Genomic DNA, 21,790 nt, shown 5'->3' with positions numbered 1-21,790 from the left:
AATAGAATTTCCCCATGATCCACCTCCAACAACGGTGAATCACATTTCCGACCTCATGGGAATCCCTCGATTCCTATTTCAAGCGCGATGCTCTAGATGGCAATCTAGAAGGAGTTGGCCTTTTGAACGCGAGGCACGGATCACCTCGTCGCCAATTGTGAATGCGTTTACACGCTGCAACGTCAAGACGCACGGACAAGCTCATCTCGGTTCTGACGTTTTTGAGTGTCTTGGTCAGAAAATGGGTGCTGCCCATCCAGAATTTGAGGGTCCCGAAGACATGCTCGACGGTCCGGCGACGGATGCCCATGGCATTGGGTAACAGGTCCAGCCGCTTTTGCATGGCATCGATCACCGCCTCATGCCTTCATCGTTTGACGCGTTTCACTTTCTCAGTCGTGCATCGTGGTCGCAGTGCGCAGCCGTGGCAGGCGCTCAGGTTGCGGTAATGGTCAATGTCGCCATGGTGATCGGACCGCGTAAGCGCCTTGGTCAGATGCTCCCCTGCCGGGCAGGTGTAATGGTCGTGGTCGGCGTCGTACACGAAGTCGGCCTTGGTGAATAAACCGCGCTGGGCCTTGCCGGAGGTATCGGTTCTAGGCACGCAGGGTAAAATGCCGGTGCCTTCGCATTCCAGCACCTGTTCGCCGTTCATATAGCCGCGATCCGCCAGGACGGTGATTTCGGGTGCGGCGATGGCCGCTTGCGCTTGCCGGCCCATCGGCGCGAGTTGCACCCGGTCATTGCCTTCGTTCACCACCTCCTGCGCGACAATGAGATGGTGTTCGGTATCCACCGCTGCCTGCAGGTTATAGCCGACAATGCCAGTGCCGCGACCGCTGCTGTTCATGGACCTTGCATCCGGATCGGTCTGGGATACCTGATGATCGCGCCGCTTCGACTTGTGCGGCCATTTCCTTCAGGAACCGCATCTGGCCCCGCAAGCCCGCGATCTTCTCGCGGATATGTTCGACCCGCGCTTTCGGAACGTCGCTGGCCTCGCGATCGGCACGATCGAGGGCCGCAAGGTAGCGCTCGATGCTGGCCTCCACCTGCTCGATCCGCTTGGCCGCCTTGTGCTCTGTATAGTTGCGATCCCGATTGTTCACCGCCTTGAACTTGCTGCCGTCGATCGCGACGGTCGCCTGTCCGAACAGACTCAACTGTCGGCACAGAACCACAAACTGGCTGCAGACCGCCCGGATTGCTGTACCATTGTCCCGTCGAAAGTTGGCGATCGTCTTGAAGTCCGGTGCCAATCGACCGGTCAGCCACATCAGCTCGACATTGCGCTGGGCTTCACGCTCCAGGCGTCGGCTTGACTGAATCCGGTTCAGATAGCCGTAGAGATAGATCTTCAGCATCGTCGAAAGGTGATATGCCGGGCGCCCGGTATGCGCTGGTGTCGCACCGGCAAAGCCCATTGCCACCAGATTCAACTCGTCGATAAACGCCTCGTCGACCCGAACCAGGTTATCTTCAGCTACATAATCATCGAGAGATTCCGGCAGCAGAAAATCCTCCCGCCGGTCTTGTTCTTCCACGAAACGGCCCATCAGAAAGCCTCCCGAAATCCCGGATAACTCTACCATGAAACCGCGCTTTTACACAGCCTCGACCAGAATGCGTCGTTCGACGGTTGAGCTTCGAACGACAGATTCCGCTAAAACCGGCCATTCGCTGAGCGCAGGACCGTCCGGCTACAAGGCGCCCATCTTTGCCTTTCGATAGCGATTTCCCTTCGCGCCGAAGCGGACATCCAAATCTGACTGAACCTGGGACTTAACGATTGTTGACGCTCGGGCCGCCTAGTGGCGGCTTCAGTAAGGAGGCCGACCATCGTCGGGGTGCTGCTTGCCTCGATGTCTCACGTATCCAGTCTGCCCCATCGCATGAGTCGATCGCCATTGGCCGCCCTCGTAAATCAGTTTCAGGGAGGCATTCTCATTACCACCTGTCACAGCGTCGCAAGGCAAGCCTAATTTAAATTTGTTTTTATATGATTAGTTAACCGCGGGGCGGGGAGATATTTCTCAAATTCAAAGGATAGCGAATGATTGAAGAAAAACATGTATATAATTGATTTAAATGATAAAAATGGCTATTTAGTTCTCGCCAATTCTACTCCAGCGCTCGTTCCCAAATGAGGCACCGTCGCACCTTCCGTAACCGATTGACATTTACCTAATCGGAGTTAGCTTGAAGAATGCAAGATGCCAGTAGGGCACGCCGACATGGGAGAGTTTTATGAGAGTGAAGCAACGATTGGCTTGCGGCATTGCTGTCGTTGGGCTTTTGGCTACCTTGCCTGCATTTGGTCAGGATGCCACTCAGGCGCCAGCAGACCCGCAAGCCAATGAAAAAATTGCGTCGCCGGCCGACATCGTCGTCACCGCCCAAAGGCGAGAACAATCCCTTTCCAAAGTCCCGGTAGCCGTCTCGGCTTTCAATGCTGACACGCTTCAGTCGCGCAATGTGGCCAGCGAGCAGGATCTGGCGGCGTTGGTCCCCGGTCTGGTAGTCAAGAGCGGTCAGAACTCCAATCAGCTCAACTTCACGCTACGTGGCCAGACACTCGACCCATTTTCCGGCTCAAGTCCCGCCGTGCTAACCTATATCAACGAAGCGCCGGCTACCGAAGGCAACACATCGACGGCCTTTTTTGACTTCAGTTCGGTGCAGGTTCTGAAAGGACCGCAGGGCACCTTGTTCGGCCGCAATGCGACCGGTGGCGCCATCCTGTATGAAACCACGAAGCCGGGAGACGATTTCGGCGGCTTCCTGACCGTCAAGGGCGGCCAGCGCAACTATATCCAGGTTCAGGGCGCTCTGGACATTCCGGTTTCCGATATCATCAAGGTTCGTGTCGCCGGCGATTATAACAAGCAGGATGGCTATATCCGTAATATCAAGACCGGCAATACGCTCGGCGACACGGATTCTCTGTCTGGTCGTATCACGGTCGTCTTGGAGCCACGGGACGGCTTCAAGATGACGACCGTTGCCCAGTATAGCGATTTCGGCGGGTCAGAAGGTGCGGGCGGCCTTTACTCCTATCATCAGGCGGGTGAGGTCAATAACGGCTATGTCCTCAATAGCACCCTCGACACTCTTTATGGCATGAACAGCCCCTTTGCCCCGCTGATCGGCGATGGGCCGCGTGGCGACGGCACTTGGCCCGGCGCCGTGGCGGGCTATCTGGCCTGGCAGCAGGCCAATCCCTACAAGGTCTGGCTAAGCTACGACCTGCCCCACAAGGCCCACACCGCGTTCATCACCAACACTGTCGAGGCGGAAATCGGTGACGACGTCGTCCTCAAAAACATCTTCAACTATGCCGATGCTTTTGCCCGTACCCCAGGGATACTGACCGGTTCGCCCTTCGGCTCATTGAGCCTGTACAATCGATCCGGCCTGGGCAACGGTCCTCCGGGGGGCGAGGAATTCAGCACGGAGCGGCTTTCGAACGAACTGCAACTGCAAGGGAAAACGGGCGGCCTCGAATATATTCTGGGTGTCTTCTATTCCGATACGACGAAGCAGGAGTATATTCCCGTTATCGTGGGCGCAGAACTGCCGACTCCACTGGCCGACATCGCGTATAATTATGAAGTCGGAAACGAATCGAAGGCGGTGTTCGGCCAGCTAACCTATGCCGTGACCGACAAGCTGAGCGTGACCGCTGGCGGACGCTATAGCTGGGAGACTGTAAGCCTTCGCCAAAAGGCAGGTAGCCTCTTCAATTTGAGCGGCACCACGCCACTCAAGCAGGAGGCCAAACTCCATGATCCGAGCTGGACGTTCAATATTCAGTATCAGATTAATTCGGGCAACATGGTCTATTTTGCGCAGCGCGGCAGTTTCCGTGCCGGCGGCTTCAACGGCGCTGTAGGGCCATTCAACAACGCCAATTTCTTCGACAACGAAAATACGTATGATTTTGAACTGGGATACAAGTTCAACGACTATATCGGCTCCATGCCCACGCGGATCAATCTGGCAGTCTATCGTCAGATCGTGAAGCATGCCCAGCATTCGCTGTTCGTTGATCTGGGGGCCGGCCCGTCGGCGTTCACGGTAAACGTGCCTGAAAAGCGCATCCAGGGTGTCGAGTTCGATGCCAATGTGAAGCCCAGCGACTGGTTGGAACTGGGCATTTCAGGCGCCTATACCGACGCGAAATTCACCAAGAATATCGTCGATCTTGCCCCGCTGGGCGGACCGATCATTCCCTTCGATACTTATTCCGATGCGCCCAAATGGGCGGGCTCGGTCTTTGCTGAAATAACCATGCCGCTGTCGGACGATGTGGGTAAGGTAAAGCTTCGCACTGATGTGTTCGGCCAGACGTCGACCCATTTTTCCAATAATGAGGGATCGATAACGCCGCGTACCAAATTGCCAGGATATGCAACAGTCGACGTTCGACTGAGCTGGAACGATGTCATGGGCAGCAAATTCTCGGTCGCGGCTTACGCCAAGAACCTGCTCGATGAATTCTACTATAATTCGGGCTACGTCGAAGGCGGCAGCGGCGGCTTCAACACCGCGATCTGGGGCGAGCCCCAGACCTTCGGCGCGGAAGTTACCTACCGCTTCTGACGCACAATTTGAGAGGGGGCAGGTACGCTTTGTCCCTGCCCCTCGGCCTCCAAAGCAGCCGATTGCCGGAAATATAGCCTATTCCCCCTTGGGATAGGTCTGTCGGGTCAAGAAAGACGCAAGATATGTCGACAATTATCAACCCCGATTATGACGCGGTCGTGATCGGTGCAGGCGTCACCGGCATCTATCAAACCTATCTGCTCGCCCAGAACGGAATGCGCGTTCTGGGCGTTGACGCGGCCGATGATGTCGGTGGCACATGGTATTGGAACCGCTATCCAGGCTGCCGGCTGGATACGGAAAGTTACGCCTATGGCTATTTCGCGTTGAAAGGCATCCTCCCCGAATGGCGGTGGAGTGAGAATTTCGCCGGGCAGCCTGAAATGCTGCGGTACGTCAATGCGGCCGCCGACAAAATGGATATCCGGCGATTTTACAAGTTCAACACGAAGGTCGTATCGGCCCATTATAATGACGAAGGCAATGTCTGGGATATCAGGCTGGACGATGGAACCGAACTGACCTGCCGTTATCTGATATCGGCCACCGGTCCCCTTTCGGCGTCCAGCATGCCCGATTACAAAGGGTTGGACCTGTTCAAGGGCGAGGCCTTCCATTCGTCACGCTGGCCGACGGATGCGGAGGGAAAGCCCAGGAATATCGACTTTACCGGCAAGCGGGTGGGGGTGATCGGCACTGGTGCCACGGGCGTTCAGATCATTCCCATCGTCGCGGAGACGGCGCAGAATTTGTTCGTGTTCCAGCGCACGCCCAATTGGTGCACGCCACTTGGCAATTCAGCCCTGAGCGACGAGGAAATGGACCTTATCCGCACTCGCTATCCGACGATACTGGAATATGTGAAGACTACGCCGACTGCCTTTCCCTATCATCGCGACAATCGCAAGGCGAGCCAGGTATCGGAACGGGAGCGAACCGAATTTTTCGAGGATTTATATGATCGGCCTGGTTACGGTATATGGTTGAGCGGGTTCCGGGATTTGCTGCTCAGCAAGGAATCGAACCAGTTCCTGGCTGACTTCGTGGCCGGCAAAATCAGGCAGCGTGTTCATGATCCTAAGGTCGCGGAGAAACTCATTCCCGTCGATCATCCCTTCGGCGCCAAGCGCGTTCCGATGGAAACCAACTATTACGAGGCCTATAATAAGGACAATGTCCACCTTGTCGACATCAAGGAAACGCCGATCGACGAATTTGTGCAGAACGGCGCGAAGATAGGCGATCAGATCCATGCGTTGGACGTCATCATCTTTGCAACAGGCTTTGACGGTGTGACCGGATCGCTCGACAGGATCGACATCAGGGGGCAGGGGGGGCAGCGGCTTATCGATGCGTGGGCCGAAGGCCCCTCGACCTTTCTTGGTCTCCAGGCCCGCGGATTCCCTAATTTCTTCACGCTCGTAGGACCGCATAATGGATCCGCCTTCTGCAATGTTGGCGTTTGCGGGGCGCTTCAAGCCGAATGGGTCTCAAGGATGCTGGGCTATATGAAAGTGCGCGCGCTGACTTTTGCCCAACCGGAACAGGCCGCCGAGGATGAATGGACAAATTCGGTTTATGCCGACTTTGCACGGACCCTGATGGCAGACACCAATGCCTGGTGGATCAAGGTCACACACCGACCTGACGGAACGGTTGTTCGCCGCACACTCGTTTATGTCGGCGGCGGCCCGGAATATCGCAAACGGTGCGAGGAGGTCGCCTATAGTGACTATGCCGGTTTTGAACTTTCATAATTGTGCCGTCACTAGCCCTCATGTCGGGCCATGGCGCATGCGACGGGTCAACCAGCTCCCAACTGCCGCATCTCGTTCCCAAATCTGAGGACCAGACATGATCCCTATATATATTCTGGCAGGCGTTCGCACGGCGATCGGCGATTTTGGCGGTAGTCTGAAAGATTATCCGCCAGCGACACTGGGCGCAGCCGTCATCGCAGAAGCGATCGCGCGGGCGGGTGTCGCTGCCGATCAGATCGGCCATGTCGTCATGGGCAATGTCATTCCCAGTGAACCCAAGGACGCCTATCTGGCTAGGGTGGCAGCGGTCGAAGCCGGCATACCTGTCGAAGTGCCCGCCCTTACGCTGAACCGGCTATGCGGTTCGGGTGTCCAGGCGATAATCTCGGCCGCGCAGATGTTGGCGCTGGGCGAATGCGATTTCGCCGTCGCCGGTGGCGCTGAGTCCATGACGCGTTCGCCGCACCATATCGCTGCGGCGCGGTTCGGACAGAAGATGGGCGACGTCAAAATGGTCGATGCGCTCATTGCGGTATTGAGCGATCCTTTCGAGGGCATCCACATGGGCGTGACCGCCGAGAATGTGGCCGCCGATCACGACATTTCGCGCGACGATCAGGACCGTCTTGCCGTCGAGAGTCATAGACGGGCCGCCCATGCCCAACGCGAAGGGCGTTTTGCATCCCAAATCCTGCCGATCGAAGTCAAGGACCGGAAGGGGACACGGCTGTTCGATGCTGACGAGCATGTGCGTGCCGAAGCCAGCATAGAGCAGCTTGCCGGGCTTCGGCCAGCCTTCAAGAAAGACGGTACCGTAACCGCGGGGAACGCATCGGGCATCAACGACGGCGCAGCTGCCGTGGTCCTTGCATCCCAGGCGGCCGTGGATGGCGGCAATCTGAAACCACTGGCTCGAATTCTCAGTTGGGGTCATGCTGGCGTACAGCCCGATCGAATGGGTATAGGCCCGGTCAAGGCGGTTCCCATCGCCCTTGCGCGCGCGGGCCTTGCGCTTGACCAGATGGACGTCATCGAATCGAACGAGGCCTTCGCCGCGCAGGCCTGTGCCGTCGCCAAAGTCTTGGGCTTCGATCCGCAGAAGGTTAATCCGAATGGGTCCGGCGTGGCTCTGGGCCATCCGGTCGGCGCGACCGGCGCGATACTGACCGTCAAGACGATCTACGAACTGGAGCGGACTGGTGGACGCTATGGATTGATCACCATGTGTATCGGAGGCGGACAGGGCATCGCCATGATCATCGAGCGGATGCAATAGTATATCCGCCGACGGTGCCTGCCGATGCCCGTCCAGATCAACGGACGGAGATCAGTCCACCATCGACGGGGATGAGTTGGCCAGTGATGAAGCGGGAGCCGTCACTGGCCAGGAATAGAAGCACCGGCGCAAGATCGGTGTCTGCATCGCCGAACTTTCCGCCCAGCGGGATTTGCTCTGCGGTCGCCTGATCATGGGCCGCCAGATCTTCTGGCGACAGGGCCTCGCGAAAGCGCGCATACATCGGCGTTACTATATAGGGCAGCACCGCATTCATGCGGATGTTTCGCTTGCCCCACTCGCGTGCGACGCTACGTGTCCAGGCGTGAACTGCCGCCTTCGATGCGCCATAGACGGCATTGTTGATCTCTGCGGTCAGTCCGGATTCGGACCCGAAATTGATGATCGAGCCGCCGTCGGGCATGTGCCGATAGGCGGCGCCGTTGGTATAGATGGTGCCATTCACATTGACGTTGAAAAGCCAGGTCAGCGTCTCATCAGGGACATCGTGGGTAGGGGCGTGACGATGGACGCCGGCAATATGAGCCAGCACGTCCAGGCCGCCCAATCGTGCCGCCGCCGCATCGAAAGCTGCATCCACTTGCGCGCGATCGCCCACGTCGCATGGGATAAAGAAGGCCGAACCCGATCCATTGACGGTCGCTGCGGCTGCGATCGCTTCTCCCTGCGCCGCGTCGATATCCATCGCGGCCACATGCGCGCCTGCTGCCACATAGGCGCGCAGGGCAGATGCCCCTATGCCTTGGGCCGCGCCGGTTACGATGATCTTTTTGCCTTGCAGGTCCATGATAGTAATATCTTTCTATACGCAGCCAAGGCTGCACCTGATTGTCTGCCGGGATCATGTCTCGCGCGCCGCATGGATTTCTGGTTTTCACCGGCCTTGCCATTTCGGCACGCGCTTTTCCTTCCACGCAGACGCGGCTTCGCGGCAGTCTGCCGTCTTTGCGTGGGCATCGACGAGCGGATAGCGGCGATCGAGCGCAGCCTTCAGTCCATGGTCCAGGCCCAGCAACGCTGCTTGTTTGCCGGCCTGGGAGACCAGAGGCGCGCAGGCGAGGATCTTCTGGACCCACCGTTCTGTGGTCGCGGCAAGATCCGTCATGGCCGCGGTCTCATTGACCAAGCCAAAGTGCAAGGCGCGGGCAGCGTCAAGCGGTTCACTCGCGATGATCATCGCCATCGCCACATGATGCGGCAGTTGACGAATAGCGCGATGCACGACGCCGCAATGGTCGATAAATCCTGCCCGAGCTTCTGGCAGGCGGAATTGCGTGTTGTCGGCTGCGATCAGGATGTCGGCACACATCGCCAGTTCGAAACCAAGGCCAAGGACATGGCCATGCACCACGGCGATCAATGGCTTTTGAAGCGGCACAAGGCGACCGCCAATTCCCGTCAGTCCGCCACCGAACGACAATCCGTCCTGCGCGATGGGCGGATCAGAGATATCCGCCCCGGCGCAAAAGGCGCGATCTCCTGCGCCGGTAAGAAGCGCGACGCGAATATCAGGATCGCTGTCTATTCGCGCCCATGCCTGCGCCAACGCCCGGTCCATCTCCGCATTGATGGCGTTGAGCGTCGCAGGCCGATTGAGTCGGACCTCGGCCAGGTTTCCCCGAACCGCAAAATCGATCAATGGCATGGGTGCTGGTTCCATCCGGCGTTTAATGCGCCAGCATGCCGGCATCGACGAGATGTTCAGACCCGGTGATGTAGGAGGATTCATCGGATGCCAGGAACAGGACGAGGTTCGACACCTCGATCGGTTCGGCGATCCGCCCAAGCGGAATCTGGGCCAGCGCATCGCCGCCCACTTCATCGGTCGCCTCGACCATCATCGGCGTTTGGATGAAGCCGGGATGGACGGAATTGACGCGGATATTATGCTTGCCATATTCCATCGCCGTCGCCTTCGTCATCCCGCGCACGGCAAATTTGCTCGCGACATAGGCCAGACTGGGGAAACCGTAATTCGCGGCTATGCCAGCGATCGACGAGATGTTGACGATGGACCCGCGTCCGGCCTTCACCATGACGGGCAGGACTGCCTTCATGCCGTAAAAGACGCTATGCTGGTTGATCGCGCAAACCTGGTCATAGCCCTCTTCGGTCAGATCGGCGGTCGTGGCCATCGGACCCAATATGCCCGCGTTGTTGACCAGAATATCGATCGTCCCAAAGGCGTCGACAGCCGCCGCGATGACATGGGCCCAGGATTCCGGCGAGGTCACATCATGAGCAACGAAGCTTGCCTGCTTGCCAAGTTCGGCCGCCAACGCTTGTCCGCCTTCGACATTGCGATCGGTAAGGATGACGTTGGCGCCTTCCTGTACGAACAGGCGGGCGTGTGATGCCCCCATGCCACGCGCCGCGCCCGTGATGATGGCGGTTTTTCCTGTGAGGCGGCCCATAATCTCTCCTATATCTGCCCGTTCGGCATTCACTAGCCTAATTTCTATTATTAAAAGCTTTGCTTGAGTGGAATGTCAAGAACGGCCTGGAATCTTCGCTTGCTGCCAGTATTTCAGATTCGCTTATACCAAAAATAATCTATATAATACAATGAGTTATAGGATTTTAGCTATTATCCCACGCCGCCTTTTCGATCGAATGGAAGGCGTGACGGCATTAGCTATTGCATATTTTATCTAATTAAGATTAGCTTGATTAGGTTGACGTCGGATTAAACTGGCGCGAACATTATGATGGCGAAATGGCAGAGCCAGATCGCGTCCTTATCGAGAGGATGGCCATGTACGGTAAAGCCGCAGTGCTCGTGGATAAGAACCGCCTGGAAACATGGGACGTCGAGGTCCATGCGCCTGAGCCGGGCGGGGCACTCGTCCGCACGATATTGGGTGGCGTGTGCGGCAGCGACGTCCATATCCTGACCGGTGAAGCAGGTGAGATGCCCTTTCCGATCATATTGGGGCATGAAGGCGTCGGCGAAATCACCCAGTTGGGTGCCGGCGTTTCCACCGACTATGCCGGAACGCCGGTCAAGGCTGGCGATCTGGTGATCTGGTCGCCGATCGCGTTGTGCCATCGCTGCTATTCCTGCACCGTGCTGGAACAGACGCCATGCGAGAACAGCCAATATTTCGAGGATGCGGCAAAGCCCAACTGGGGCAGCTATTCCGACTATGCCTGGCTGCCCAACAACATGCCCTTCTATCGTCTGCCTGACGGTGCGCAGCCTGAAGCGATCGCGGCGCTCGGCTGCGCCCTGCCGACCGTCCTGCGCGGCTTCGACCGCTGCGGCCCGGTTCGTTTTGGCGATTGCGTGGTTGTGCAGGGCGCTGGACCAGTAGGCTTGTCCGCCATCCTGGTCGCGGCGCAGGCTGGCGCGCGGGAGATTATCGTCATCGATGGTGCGCAGGCGCGGCTGGACGCCGCCATGACATTGGGCGCGACAGCGACCGTGTCGCTCAGCCTGCCACCCGAAGAACGCAAGCGCATGATCTACGATCTGATCGGCAAGCAGGGGCCGGATATCGTCATCGAGGCGGCGGGCGCTCTGCCCGCCTTTCCCGAGGGCGTGGATATCAGCGGCATCCATAGCCGCTACATCATATTGGGCCTGTGGGGCGCGATCGGTACCCAGCCGATTTCACCGCGCGACCTGACACTGAAGAACCTGACGATTGGCGGCGCGTCCTTCCCGGCCCCCAAAAACTATTATCAAGGGATGCAGTTTGCGGCGCGGGTGCAGAACCAGGTGCCACTCGCCGCGCTGGTCAGTCATCGGTTCAGTATCAGCCAGGCGGCCGAGGCGCTGACCGTCACCAAGAACGGCGTCGCCACCAAGGCCGTCATCGATCCCACCATGAACTGAGAGGATGCAGGTATGAACGTCGATACGATCGCTCCGTCATCTGCCAAACACCGCATGCCGATTCCGGATTATGTGCCAGCCAACCTGGTGCGGGAAATCGATATTTACGATCTCGATGGGATTGAGGAAGGCGTGCATGAGGCGTGGAAAAAGGTGCAGCAGCCCGACACGCCGCCCCTGGTCTGGACGCCCTTTACCGGCGGACACTGGATCGCGACGCGTGGCGCTCTGATCGATGAGATTTATCGTAACCCCGATCGCTTTTCGAGCCGGGTGATATGGGTGCCGCGTGAAGCCGGTGAGGCCTATGAAATGGTGCCCACCAAGATGGACCCACCCGAACATACGCCCTACCGTAAGGTTATCGACAAGGGTCTCAACCTCGCCCAGATTCGCAAGGTCGAAAGCGATGTGCGGGCGGTTGCGATCGACCTGATCGAAGGTTTTGCAGGGCAGGGCCATTGCGACTTTGCCAGGGATTTCGCGAACATCTTTCCGGTCAAGGTCTTTCTGGCGCTTGCGGGCTTGCCGATGGAAGATGCGGCGGAGCTCAATGCGCTGGCCAAGGAAATGACCCGTCCGTCAGGCCACACGCCTGAGGAACAGGGCCGATCTTTAAGAGAGGCGAACGCAGGCTTCTTCGCCTATGTCGCGCCCATCATCGCGGAGAGGCGCGGGGGCAGCGGCACCGACCTCATCACACAGATGGTGAACAGCGAAATCAACGGCGCGCCGATGCCCGATGACAAGATGCTGGGCCTTGTCTCGCTCCTGCTGCTGGGCGGCCTTGACACCGTAGTCAATTTCCTGAGCTTTATGATGATCTATCTCGCGCGCCATCCAGAGACGGTGGAGGAGATGGCGGCCGACCCGATGAAGCTGCAACGCGGCGTCGAGGAGATGTTCCGTCGCTTCGCCGTCGTGTCCGACGCGCGCTATGTGGTGGCGGACATGGAATATTACGGCACGCAGCTCAAGGCGGGCGATCTTATTCTGCTGCCGACGGCATTGCATGGCCTGGACAACACACAGCATGCCGACCCCATGAAGGTCGATCTGTCGCGTCGGAACGTCGCCCACTCGACCTTTGCACAAGGGCCGCATCGTTGCGCCGGGATGCATCTGGCGCGCATGGAAGTGCTCGTCACCTTGCAGGAATGGATCGCCCGCATTCCCCGCTTTGCCCTGAAGGAAGGCGCAGCACCCATCTATCACGCCGGCATCGTGTCTGCCGTCGAGGATATTCCCCTGGTCTGGAAGGCTTGAAGAAAGCATGTCCATAGTCGCTGATTCCGCCGCCTTCCGGCAGATATTGGGTCATTATCCGACCGGCGTTTGCGCCATTACCGGCATGCAGAAGGACGGTGCGCCTGTCGCCATGATCGTGGGGTCTTTCACCTCCGTGTCGCTCGATCCCCCGCTGGTCGCCTTCTTCCCGGACAAGGCCTCATCAAGCTGGCCCAAGATCGAAGCCTGCGACGGATTCTGCGTCAATATACTGGCGGACGATCAGGAAGGCCTGTGCCGCACGCTGGCGTCCAAGGATCCAGCCAAGTTCGACGGGGTGCCGCACCATCTGTCGGCGCGTGGCGCACCGATATTGGACGGCGCGCTGGCGTGGATCGACTGTTCCTTCCATGCCATTCATGAGGCAGGCGACCATTATATCGCCATCGGTGAGGTGCATGCCCTCGACATCCATCATCCCGGCGCGCCCTTGCTGTTCCATAAGGGACGCTACGGCAAGGTCGTCCCGCTTCTTTGAAGCAATAACCATCAGCATTTGGAGAAGGCCGTCCAATGGGCAATCTGATCGTCATCGATCGTTCAGGACAGGAACATAGCCTATCGGCCACCGAAGGCCTGTCGGTGATGGAGGCCATTCGCGACAATGGCCTGGACGAATTGCTGGCGCTTTGCGGTGGCTGCTGTTCGTGCGCGACGTGCCATGTCTATGTCGAACCGGGCGATGAGCATCGATTTGGCCCCATGACCGACGATGAGAACGACCTGCTGGACAGCTCCGATCATCGGAAGACGACCAGCCGTCTGTCATGCCAATTGGTTATGGATGGTAAAGCAGGCTCCATCAGACTGGCCATAGCACCGGAAGACTGAAGCGGTCTGTGCATGGTTGAGGGCGGTGTCGTCACGACGCCGCCCTTTTCTGGTTCTACTCGGTCAGGATCGGCTCTGCATTGGCTACGGCATCGCGCATCGGCAACCGATTGATCACCGTGAGGCCAAATCCTTCGAGCGCAGCCAGCTTCGCCTTGCTTGATGTCAGCAGGGTCATCTGCCGCACGCCAAGGTCCAGCAATATCTGGGCGCCTATGCCATAGTCACGGGTCGCGTTTGTATCATGATAGGTTTTGCGCCCACCTTCGATCCGCTTGGAGATTGAGTCCGGGCTGGGATCGCGCACGAACACCGCTACGGCCTGCCCCTCATGCGCGGCGATTGCCTTGAGCGCCTGCGGCACATAGTCGGGATGCGCTTGCGACCAGCCGAGCATGTCGGTCGCAATGTCGACCTGATGCACGCGGACCAGCGTGTCGCGATCCGGGCGGATTTCGCCTTTGATCAGGGCGACATGCTCACCGCCGTCGACCAGGTTGCGATAGACATGGATGGTCAGATCGCCGCCATAGAAACTGTGGAAAGGCGCGCTCGCGACCCGCTCGACCAGCTTTTCGAAACGCCGCCGATAGGCGATGAGGTCGGCGATCGTGCCGACCTTCAACCCATGCTCCTTGGCAAAGACCAGCAGTTCGGGCAGACGCGCCATGCTGCCATCATCGTTCATGACTTCGCAGATGACGCCGGCGGGCGTCAGGCCGGCAAGGCGGGAGATATCCACGGCCGCCTCGGTATGCCCGGCCCGAACCAGAACGCCGCCGTCGCGCGCCGTCAGCGGAAACACATGTCCTGGCGACACGATGTCCGACGATGTCTTGGTCGGATCGACCGCCACGGCAATGGTATGCGCACGATCCTGCGCCGAAATCCCGGTCGTGACACCTTCGCGCGCTTCGATCGATATGGTGAAGGCGGTGCCGTGACCGGACTGGTTGTTGGCTGCCATGGGCGGTAACTTGAGCTGTTCGGCGCGCGCCTTGGTCATTGCGAGGCAAATCAATCCGCGCGCATGTTTGGCCATGAAGTTGATCTGGCCCGGCGTCGCGAACTGGGCGGGTATGATGACGTCGCCTTCATTTTCGCGATCGTCGGCATCGACCAGAATATAGGGCAGCCCGTTTATCGCGTCGTGAATGATGTCCTCTATGGACGAAATGCCTTCGCTACTCATCGATCCGTCTTTCCATATACTGGCGTCTCGTTCAGGCCGCGCCGCGTTGTGCGGCGAGGTGGGCCAGCGCCATCTCTTTCAATATGTTTTTCTGGACCTTGCCCGTGCCGGTCTTCGGCAGGTCTGCTTCCGCGATGAACCAGATGTCGCGCGGCAGCTTGTATCCGGCCACTTGCGGCTTCAACCAGGCCAGGATGTCGTCGCCGGACAGGATATGCCCATCGGTGCGCACGATCCATGCGCAGCCGCATTCGCCCCAGCGATCGTCGGGCATCCCGATGAAGAAGGCTTGGCCGATTGCCGGATGCGTGGTGACGAGTTGCTCCAACTCTTTTGGCGACACCAGTTCGCCCCGGCTCTTATATAACTCCTTCGACCGCCCCGTCAGGAACAGGTTTCCGTCAGGCCGGAATTGCCCCAGATCGCCCGTCCGCAGCCACCCGTCCGCCAGAAACAGCTTTTCCGTTTCCTTCGGTCGGCGAAAATAGCCCAGGCTGTTCATCGGCCCGCGTGTGCAGAGTTCGCCGGCAGCGCCTGCCGGAAGATCAGCTCCGGTCACGGGATCGATCGTCTTGAATTCGCAGATCCGGCCGTCCTGCCCTGCGATGCCGGCCACGCCCGCCTGCACGATGCAGCCCTGCGTCTCCGCGACGATGTCGATCGGATCACCCGGCTGGGTGCAGATGATCGTCGCGGTCGCTTCGGTCTGGCCGTAGCTGGTAAAAATCTCGCTGCATCCCAGCGTCTCCTGAATGCCGCGCCAGACCCAACTGGGCGTGGGCGCCGCAGCGCTATGGACCGCCGTGAGCGAACGCAGGTCATAGGTTTTGACCTTCGCCCGCTCCATCATTGCGATCGTCATTGTGGGCACGCCCATCAGATAAGTGGCGCGATGTCGTTCGGTCGCGGTGAGCAGCGCATCGGCATCGAACCGGAGCAGGGGGACGATCGACCCGCCCACGATCATGCCCGACAGCAAGCCCACGACCAGACCGAAGCCATGATAGAGCGGGAGCGAGAATACCGCGCGTCGCCCTTCATCGAACGCCTGATGATAAGCCCCCGCATAAGCGGCCCGCAACAGATTATCATGGGTCAGCACGACCCCTTTTGGCGATCCGGTCGTACCCGACGTGAACATGATGACCGCGGGATCATGCGGCCCTGCGCTCTGGGCCGGCAAAGCGCCGTCCGGGAGGGAAGCGAGAAAGTCGTCCGGCGCCTCCGCGTCATAGACCAGACCGCCGCGCAGTTCCGGCAGGGCGGCGCAGGTGCCGGTCCGCCATCCAGCCGCTTGGGCGTCAAGCTCCAGATCATAGCGGCGCGAACCGAAGCGAGCCATGCCGATCAGAAAATTGCAGCCCGCCTCCCGGATCACATATTCCAGATCCTTTGGGGCATAGAGGGTGTTGATCGCTACAGCGACGCCGCCGACACGCCAGATAGCAAACATCAAAGACACCGTGATCGGGTAGTTGGCCAGCAGCAGCCCGACGCGGTCACCCCGCGCGATGCCAAGCCCTGAAAGCGCCGCGGCGAAGCGCTCCGATTGCGCGTGGACCGCAGCATAATCGAGCGTTTCGGCGTCCGTGATGACCAGCGGCCTTGCCGCAAAATGACGCTGCGCGCGCGCCAGATAGGCATCCAGCGTCATTTCCTCCCAGACAGGGTGTCGGTCCGATATCGCTTGCCGCCGCTCCTCTATGGCCTCGATCAACGCGGCTCTCCTCCTCTACCTAATAGAAATTAATATGCCTCCATTGGTAATTTGCGTCAAGCGCTGTCCTGCATGGCAAGGTAGGCGGGCCAACCGCCAAGCGCTTTGTCAGCGAGCATAGGCTGACGTTTATCTTTGATTATATTCGATTTTAAACAAGTCTCCGTCCCTTCAAGCCGCGCATTTTACAACGACGATGCCATGGGGCGACCGCAAAGGTCCGATCTTGGGCTTGCCAAAGCAGCCTAATTTTGATTAGTTTACTTTCAACGGGATATTTTGGAGGCACATATGGATGTAGGTTTGGGGCTGACGTTCCAGAATCTGAAGGACCAGGTCAGCGATATCGATGTTTTTCGGCACGAACTGGCCTTCGCAGCCGAGGCCGAAGATCGCGGCTTCGACTCCGTATGGACCCCGGAGCATCATTTCACCGGTTACATGATGACGCCCAATGTCCCCCAGTTCCTGTCCTGGGTCGCGGCCAAGACAAAGAAGATCAAGTTGGGTACCACCGTCACCGTGCTGCCGTGGCAGAACCCGGTCCGCATCGCCGAGAGCTTCCTCCTGCTCGACCAATTGTCGGAGGGGCGCGCGATCCTGGGCATCGGGCGGGGCCTGGGCAAGGGCGAGTTCGACGGCTTTCAGGTGCCGATGGGCGAAGCGCGCCACCGGTTCCGCGAATATGCAGAAGCGTTGCTTAGCGCCCTGGAAACGGGCGTCATGGAATATGACGGTAAATATCTTCAGCAACCGCGCGTCGAACTGCGCCCGCGCCCCTATGCAAGCTATCGCGGTCGGGTATTTGCATCGGCGGTCTCGCCGGAATCGGTCAAGCTGATGGCCAACCTCGATGTCGGCCTGATGATCATCGCCCAGAAACCCTGGGACCGGGTTGCCGAAGATGTGACAAGCTATCGCGACCGCTTCTTTGCTATGCAGGGGCGCCCCGCGCCAAAGCCCGTGGTGGTCGCTTTCGTCGCAGTGAACGAAGATGCCGCCAAAGCGCAGGAGATGCGCGACAAATATCTGGTCGAATATGCCCGGTCCACATCATCCTTCTACCAGTTCGGGAACAAGGAATTCGAGAAGATTGAGGGCTATGAATATTATGGCGCCCTGGCCAGCAGTGTCGAGAAGCATGGCATCGAAAAATTCAACAACTTCCTCGCCGACCTCCAGATCTGGGGCCGTCCGGAAGAGGTCGTGGAAAAGCTGAAAGCGATGGTCGATCGCTTCGATGTCGGCAGCTTCATCATCTATACTCAGTTTGGTGACATGCCCTTCGAGGTCGGCCGCGACAATTACGAGCTTTTTGCCCGCAAGGTTCTGCCGCATCTCAAGGACATTGACGTTTCCACCCCGGCTGCGTCAGTTGTCAGTTCGCTGCAATCCATAGCCTGAACTGTTATCCTTCACTGCGGCGCGCAAGACGTCGCAGCGGGGGGAGGAGAGGATGAACATGACAGATGCTGCGCAACCGGTGCTGTACGAAATCCGGGACGGGACGGCGTGGATAACCCTCAATCGTCCCGAAAAGCGCAATGCGCTAAGCGAGCCGTTGCAGGAGCAGCTAAGCGCGCTGTTATGGGAAGCAGACGAAGATAATCGCGTTCACGCGGTCGTCCTCAAGGCGGCCGGGCCGGATTTCTGCTCTGGCTACGACCTGCAGAAATACGATCAGCCCATCCCGGGGCAGGTCGATCACAAACGCGGTCGGGCAAAGTTCGACGACGACAGTTGGCACCAGGAAAAGGCGCAGCGGCTGCGCATGGCGCTCTTCGACATGCACAAGCCGGTCATCGCCCAGGTCCATGGCCGGTGCCTGGCGGGCGGAACCGATCTGGCGCTGCTGTGTGACATGGTGATCTGCGCCGAAGACGCGCTGTTCGGTTTTCCGCCGGCGCGATCGCAAGGCTCGCTTCCCAGTCATATGTGGCTTTATCTGGTGGGTCCGCAATGGGCCAAGCGGTTGCTGCTGACGGGCGATTCCATCCGTGGCGACGATGCTGCGCAGATCGGGCTGGCGCTCAAGGCGGTGCCTGCCGACCAGCTTGATGCGGAGGTCGCGGCGCTCGCCGCGCGTTTTGCCCTAATCGACGCGGATCTGCTGAGCGCCAACAAGCGGATCGTGAACCTCGGCCTGGAACTGATGGGCGCGCGCACTATGCAGCGGATGGCTGCAGAAATGGACGCACGTGGTCATTTGGCCGCCAGTCGCACGCGGTTCAACGAAACCGTGCGCACCGAAGGATTGAAGGAGGCAGTGCGTCAGCGCGACGAACCCTTTGGCGACCCGGTGATCAAACTATAACAGCAGATAGGATGAGGCAATGATGGAAGGCGAAGGCTGGCGGTGTCTCTGGGACGCCAAAGCCATATTGGGCGAAAGCACGGTGTGGGATGCGCGGGATGGCTGCATTTACTGGGTCGATATCGAAGCGCCCAGTATCAACTGGTATCATCTCGATAGCGGCCGGACGGGGCGCTGGGACGCGCCAGCGTGGATCAGTGCGATCGCACCGCGCGCCAGCGGCGGCTTCATCGCTTCGTGCGCCGATGGCTTTGCCCATGTCGATCCCCACCGGCAAATCTACGCGCCGATCATCCACCCGATAGCCAATCCCAAAATCGCGCGGCTCAACGATGGCGTGACCGATCGCAAAGGACGTTACTGGTCCGGTTCGTGCGATTCCAGCCAGTGGGACGAAAGCACGACCGCGGACGACAAGGAAAGCACGCTCGGCAATTTGGATGTGCGCAACACCGGCGAACTCTATCGCCTGGATGCCAATGGCGGCGTGAGCACGCAGGAACGCAATATCGTGACCGCCAATGGGCCAGCATTCAGCCCGGACGGTCGGACCGCCTATGTGAACGACTCCATGCCGCTGGTTAGTTGGGTCTATGACGTATCGGACGATGGCACATTGTCGAACCGTCGTGACTTTCTGAACTTCAAGCCGGAAGATGGATATCCTGACGGCATGGCGGTCGATGTCGATGGCTGCATCTGGATGGCGTTCTACGAAAGCTGGATGTTGCGTCGGTTTGCGCCGGACGCGACCTTGCTCGAAGAACGACGCTTGCCGGTGCGGCGCGGGCTTCGTCCCGCTTTTGGAGGAAGCGACCATAAGCGCCTCTTCCTCATCACCGGATCGCAAGGCTTTTCAGCCGCGACATTTTCCGAACAGCCGCTCGCCGGCGGGCTGTTCGAAATACTCGATCCACCCGCGCCGGGGGTCCCTAATTCCCTTTATGCCGGGTAGTCAGAAACCGCTCCCGATGAGGCTGTCTTTCCTTTATAGTTTTGCTAAGGGACGGCATGGCACACGCAGATAATGGCCGAACGCGCATTTTAGACTCGGCCGCGACAGTCCTTCGCCAAAAGGGGCTGGCAGGCGCGAAACTCAGTGAGATCGCCAAGGGCGCCGGCATGCTGGCGCCCAGCATCTATCATCATTTTCCGTCCAAGGATCATCTGGTCGAAGATGTGATGATGGAAGGCATTTATCGCAACAGTCGCCATATCGTGGCACGCGTCGAGGTATTGGGGCCAGGCGCGGCACCGTTGGTGCGCCTGCGCGCCGCGATCGTGGCCCATATCGACTTCCTGTTGTCGGGCGACGATTATTCGTCCGCCGTGGCGCGGGTGTTCGACGATCTGCCGGATGAGATGCGGCGGCGGGTTCTGGCCGCCTACTCCAGCTTCGACAATTATTGGCGCGACCTCATCGTCGCCGCGCAGGCGGACGGCAGTGCCAGTGCCGCGCTGGACCCGACCGTGGTCAGGAAATTTTTGATCGCCATGCTCGATTCCAGTTCATCCTGGTATCGACCGGGAAAGTTGGGACCAGCGCAGATCGCAGAGCAGGCGGCGGATTTGTTGCTGCATGGATTTGCCAGCAGCCCGGTCTAGGACAAGTGCATGGAAGGGGGATGAGTGCCCCCTTCCATATTCTGCTTGTCAGGCGGCGACCGTTTCTGCGGCGGCGGCTTTTGCACCGGGCAGCTTGACCCGCGGAGCTACTTCCTTGGCGATCAATTCCAACGAGTTCCACCAGGGTGTGGGATCATCATAATAGTCATGCGATTCCACCTGTAGCGTGCCCCAGCCGCCGGTCGCTTCGAACAGCGTGCTGAGCTTGTCGACGACCGTATCGGGCGATCCGACGACAAAGACGTTATCGACCAGGAATTCCAGATCGGCATCCGCCGGATTGATGCCGGCGTCTTTGGCAAAGCCGTCCATCATGCCAAAACGATGCCAGATCGGGATCAGATATTTGTTGAAGCAATAGCCGATCGGCCCTTCCATCACGAGGCGCTTGGCTTCTGCGTCGGTATCGGCGCAGAATACGGTCTGCGATACTGCATGGCGCTGGCGGATGGGAGTGAAGCCTGCCTTGATGTTGGCCTCCGCGTAAATCTCCCAATGGCGCTTGAGCGCATCGAGGCCGGAATAGATGGAGACCGGCTTGAAGTTCTTCTCGCCGGCAAGTTTCATCGATGGGGAGTTGGCGCTGAACCCGGTGACGGCGATTTCCGGAAACGCGCCGTCATAGGGTGCGAAATTCGCGAGCATGTGCTGCTCATCGTCCTCGGTCTCCGCAGGGGCCTCTTCTGGATATCCGGCGTCCCAATATTTGCCTTCGAAGAAGAAGGGCTCGCGCTTCCAGATCTTCTCCATGATGCTCAGCGACTCGCGAACCATATCGTTCAGCATCTGCGGTTCGGCATCCTTGATGCCATGGATATAGGATGCTTGTGGATAAGCGCCCGCGCCAATGCCCAGAAAGTAGCGGCCCTCCAGAATCTGCGAGAGCCAGCCGACCATGATGGCCAGCTTCGCTGGATGCTGGTGCGGTAGAATATGCGCCATTGGTGCGAACTTGATCTGGCTCGTCTGCAATGCCGCGGCGGCCATGATCAGTTCGGGATTGGGAATGTTTTCCCAGATCTGCGATGCATGTTCGGAGATCATCATAGAGGTGAAGCCTGCCTTGTCGCAGGCAACGCTATTCTGGACACCCCACTCGAAAGTCTGCCTCGCTGTGCGTCCGGGACGCATATAGGGGTGAAAGATAAGGCCGGTTTCCATCGCCATGAAAGTCTCTCCTTAAGCGTCTGCTGCATCGCGCCGTTTCACCGTCTTGGTGCGGTGTCAGCTCGGCGCTGTCTAATGACGATTAGGGAATAATCTTTCCACAGACTTTAAGTCAAGTGTAAATCCGAGAGGGAGCCGTCAGGGGCGAGGTGGCAT

17 protein-coding genes and 1 pseudogene are annotated in these 21,790 nt (G+C 58.8%); 11 read left to right on the top strand and 7 right to left on the bottom strand.

Annotated features, from left to right (window positions below):
* Window positions 1-190: 190 nt before the first annotated feature.
* A pseudogene (locus BMY84_RS22300) lies at window positions 191-1,556 on the bottom strand (IS1182 family transposase); the annotation flags it as partial.
* A gap of 748 nt (window positions 1,557-2,304) precedes the next feature.
* On the opposite strand from BMY84_RS22300, the gene BMY84_RS22295 reads away from it, so the two are divergent.
* The 3 genes from BMY84_RS22295 to bktB all read left to right on the top strand — a co-directional run bounded on the left by BMY84_RS22295 (window position 2,305) and on the right by bktB (window position 7,641).
* Complete coding sequence (locus tag BMY84_RS22295) at window positions 2,305-4,602, top strand: TonB-dependent receptor (protein ID WP_256215364.1); 2,298 nt, start codon at window positions 2,305-2,307, stop codon at window positions 4,600-4,602.
* Between the two features lie 125 nt (window positions 4,603-4,727).
* Entirely contained in the window at window positions 4,728-6,362 is a 1,635-nt protein-coding gene (locus BMY84_RS22290) for a flavin-containing monooxygenase (protein WP_093086670.1), read from the top strand.
* A gap of 97 nt (window positions 6,363-6,459) precedes the next feature.
* Complete coding sequence (gene bktB / locus BMY84_RS22285) at window positions 6,460-7,641, top strand: beta-ketothiolase BktB (protein ID WP_093086669.1); 1,182 nt, start codon at window positions 6,460-6,462, stop codon at window positions 7,639-7,641.
* Between the two features lie 37 nt (window positions 7,642-7,678).
* Here bktB and BMY84_RS22280 read toward each other — a convergent pair whose 3' ends face one another.
* The 3 genes from BMY84_RS22280 to BMY84_RS22270 all read right to left on the bottom strand — a co-directional run bounded on the left by BMY84_RS22280 (window position 7,679) and on the right by BMY84_RS22270 (window position 10,076).
* Window positions 7,679-8,449 (bottom strand): SDR family NAD(P)-dependent oxidoreductase, encoded by a 771-nt coding sequence (locus BMY84_RS22280; protein WP_093086667.1) that lies wholly within the window; start codon window positions 8,447-8,449, stop codon window positions 7,679-7,681.
* Between the two features lie 87 nt (window positions 8,450-8,536).
* Complete coding sequence (locus BMY84_RS22275; protein ID WP_093086666.1) at window positions 8,537-9,307, bottom strand: enoyl-CoA hydratase-related protein; 771 nt, start codon at window positions 9,305-9,307, stop codon at window positions 8,537-8,539.
* A gap of 22 nt (window positions 9,308-9,329) precedes the next feature.
* Window positions 9,330-10,076, bottom strand: a complete 747-nt coding sequence (locus tag BMY84_RS22270) for an SDR family NAD(P)-dependent oxidoreductase (RefSeq protein WP_177204122.1) — start codon at window positions 10,074-10,076, stop codon at window positions 9,330-9,332.
* A 341-nt stretch (window positions 10,077-10,417) separates the two neighbouring features.
* Here BMY84_RS22270 and BMY84_RS22265 point away from each other — a divergent pair, with 341 nt between their 5' ends.
* Genes BMY84_RS22265 through BMY84_RS22250 form a run of 4 tightly spaced genes read left to right on the top strand, consistent with a single transcriptional unit; the run spans window position 10,418 to window position 13,618 of the window.
* A complete protein-coding gene (locus BMY84_RS22265; RefSeq protein ID WP_093086703.1) occupies window positions 10,418-11,500 on the top strand; it encodes a zinc-binding dehydrogenase in 1,083 nt (360 codons plus the stop codon).
* Window positions 11,501-11,512: 12 nt separating this feature from the next.
* A complete protein-coding gene (locus tag BMY84_RS22260) occupies window positions 11,513-12,766 on the top strand; it encodes a cytochrome P450 (RefSeq protein ID WP_093086664.1) in 1,254 nt (417 codons plus the stop codon).
* A gap of 7 nt (window positions 12,767-12,773) precedes the next feature.
* The gene (locus tag BMY84_RS22255) at window positions 12,774-13,265 is read left to right on the top strand and encodes a flavin reductase family protein (RefSeq protein ID WP_093086663.1); all 492 of its coding nucleotides are present in this window, start codon (window positions 12,774-12,776) and stop codon (window positions 13,263-13,265) included.
* A gap of 35 nt (window positions 13,266-13,300) precedes the next feature.
* A complete protein-coding gene (locus BMY84_RS22250; RefSeq protein ID WP_093086661.1) occupies window positions 13,301-13,618 on the top strand; it encodes a 2Fe-2S iron-sulfur cluster-binding protein in 318 nt (105 codons plus the stop codon).
* Between the two features lie 55 nt (window positions 13,619-13,673).
* Here BMY84_RS22250 and ribB read toward each other — a convergent pair whose 3' ends face one another.
* Together ribB and BMY84_RS22240 are read right to left on the bottom strand one after the other, a co-directional pair.
* Window positions 13,674-14,810 (bottom strand): 3,4-dihydroxy-2-butanone-4-phosphate synthase, encoded by a 1,137-nt coding sequence (ribB, locus tag BMY84_RS22245; protein WP_093086660.1) that lies wholly within the window; start codon window positions 14,808-14,810, stop codon window positions 13,674-13,676.
* A 31-nt stretch (window positions 14,811-14,841) separates the two neighbouring features.
* A complete protein-coding gene (locus BMY84_RS22240) occupies window positions 14,842-16,527 on the bottom strand; it encodes a class I adenylate-forming enzyme family protein (RefSeq protein ID WP_093086658.1) in 1,686 nt (561 codons plus the stop codon).
* Between the two features lie 291 nt (window positions 16,528-16,818).
* Here BMY84_RS22240 and BMY84_RS22235 point away from each other — a divergent pair, with 291 nt between their 5' ends.
* Genes BMY84_RS22235 through BMY84_RS22220 form a run of 4 tightly spaced genes read left to right on the top strand, consistent with a single transcriptional unit; the run spans window position 16,819 to window position 20,446 of the window.
* Window positions 16,819-17,931: an LLM class flavin-dependent oxidoreductase gene (locus tag BMY84_RS22235; RefSeq protein ID WP_093086657.1), complete on the top strand. Its 1,113-nt coding sequence runs from the start codon at window positions 16,819-16,821 to the stop codon at window positions 17,929-17,931.
* 52 nt (window positions 17,932-17,983) lie between these two features.
* Window positions 17,984-18,841 carry a crotonase/enoyl-CoA hydratase family protein gene (locus tag BMY84_RS22230; protein WP_256215363.1) on the top strand — a complete coding sequence of 286 codons (858 nt, stop codon included), beginning with the start codon at window positions 17,984-17,986 and terminating at the stop codon, window positions 18,839-18,841.
* Window positions 18,842-18,860: 19 nt separating this feature from the next.
* On the top strand, window positions 18,861-19,796 hold the full coding sequence (locus BMY84_RS22225; protein WP_093086655.1) for an SMP-30/gluconolactonase/LRE family protein: 936 nt from the start codon (window positions 18,861-18,863) through the stop codon (window positions 19,794-19,796).
* Window positions 19,797-19,852: 56 nt separating this feature from the next.
* Window positions 19,853-20,446, top strand: coding sequence for a TetR/AcrR family transcriptional regulator (locus BMY84_RS22220; RefSeq protein WP_093086654.1), 594 nt, complete (start codon window positions 19,853-19,855; stop codon window positions 20,444-20,446).
* 48 nt (window positions 20,447-20,494) lie between these two features.
* On the opposite strand, the gene BMY84_RS22215 is transcribed toward BMY84_RS22220, so the two are convergent.
* Window positions 20,495-21,634 (bottom strand): LLM class flavin-dependent oxidoreductase, encoded by a 1,140-nt coding sequence (locus tag BMY84_RS22215; RefSeq protein ID WP_093086652.1) that lies wholly within the window; start codon window positions 21,632-21,634, stop codon window positions 20,495-20,497.
* Window positions 21,635-21,790: the final 156 nt, after the last annotated feature.

Source organism: Sphingobium sp. AP50 (genome assembly GCF_900109095.1).
In the GTDB taxonomy this organism is placed as follows: Bacteria; Pseudomonadota; Alphaproteobacteria; order Sphingomonadales; family Sphingomonadaceae; genus Sphingobium.
The sequence above is the reverse complement of the archived record's forward strand: the minus strand, read 5'-3'. Positions and strand labels throughout refer to the sequence as shown.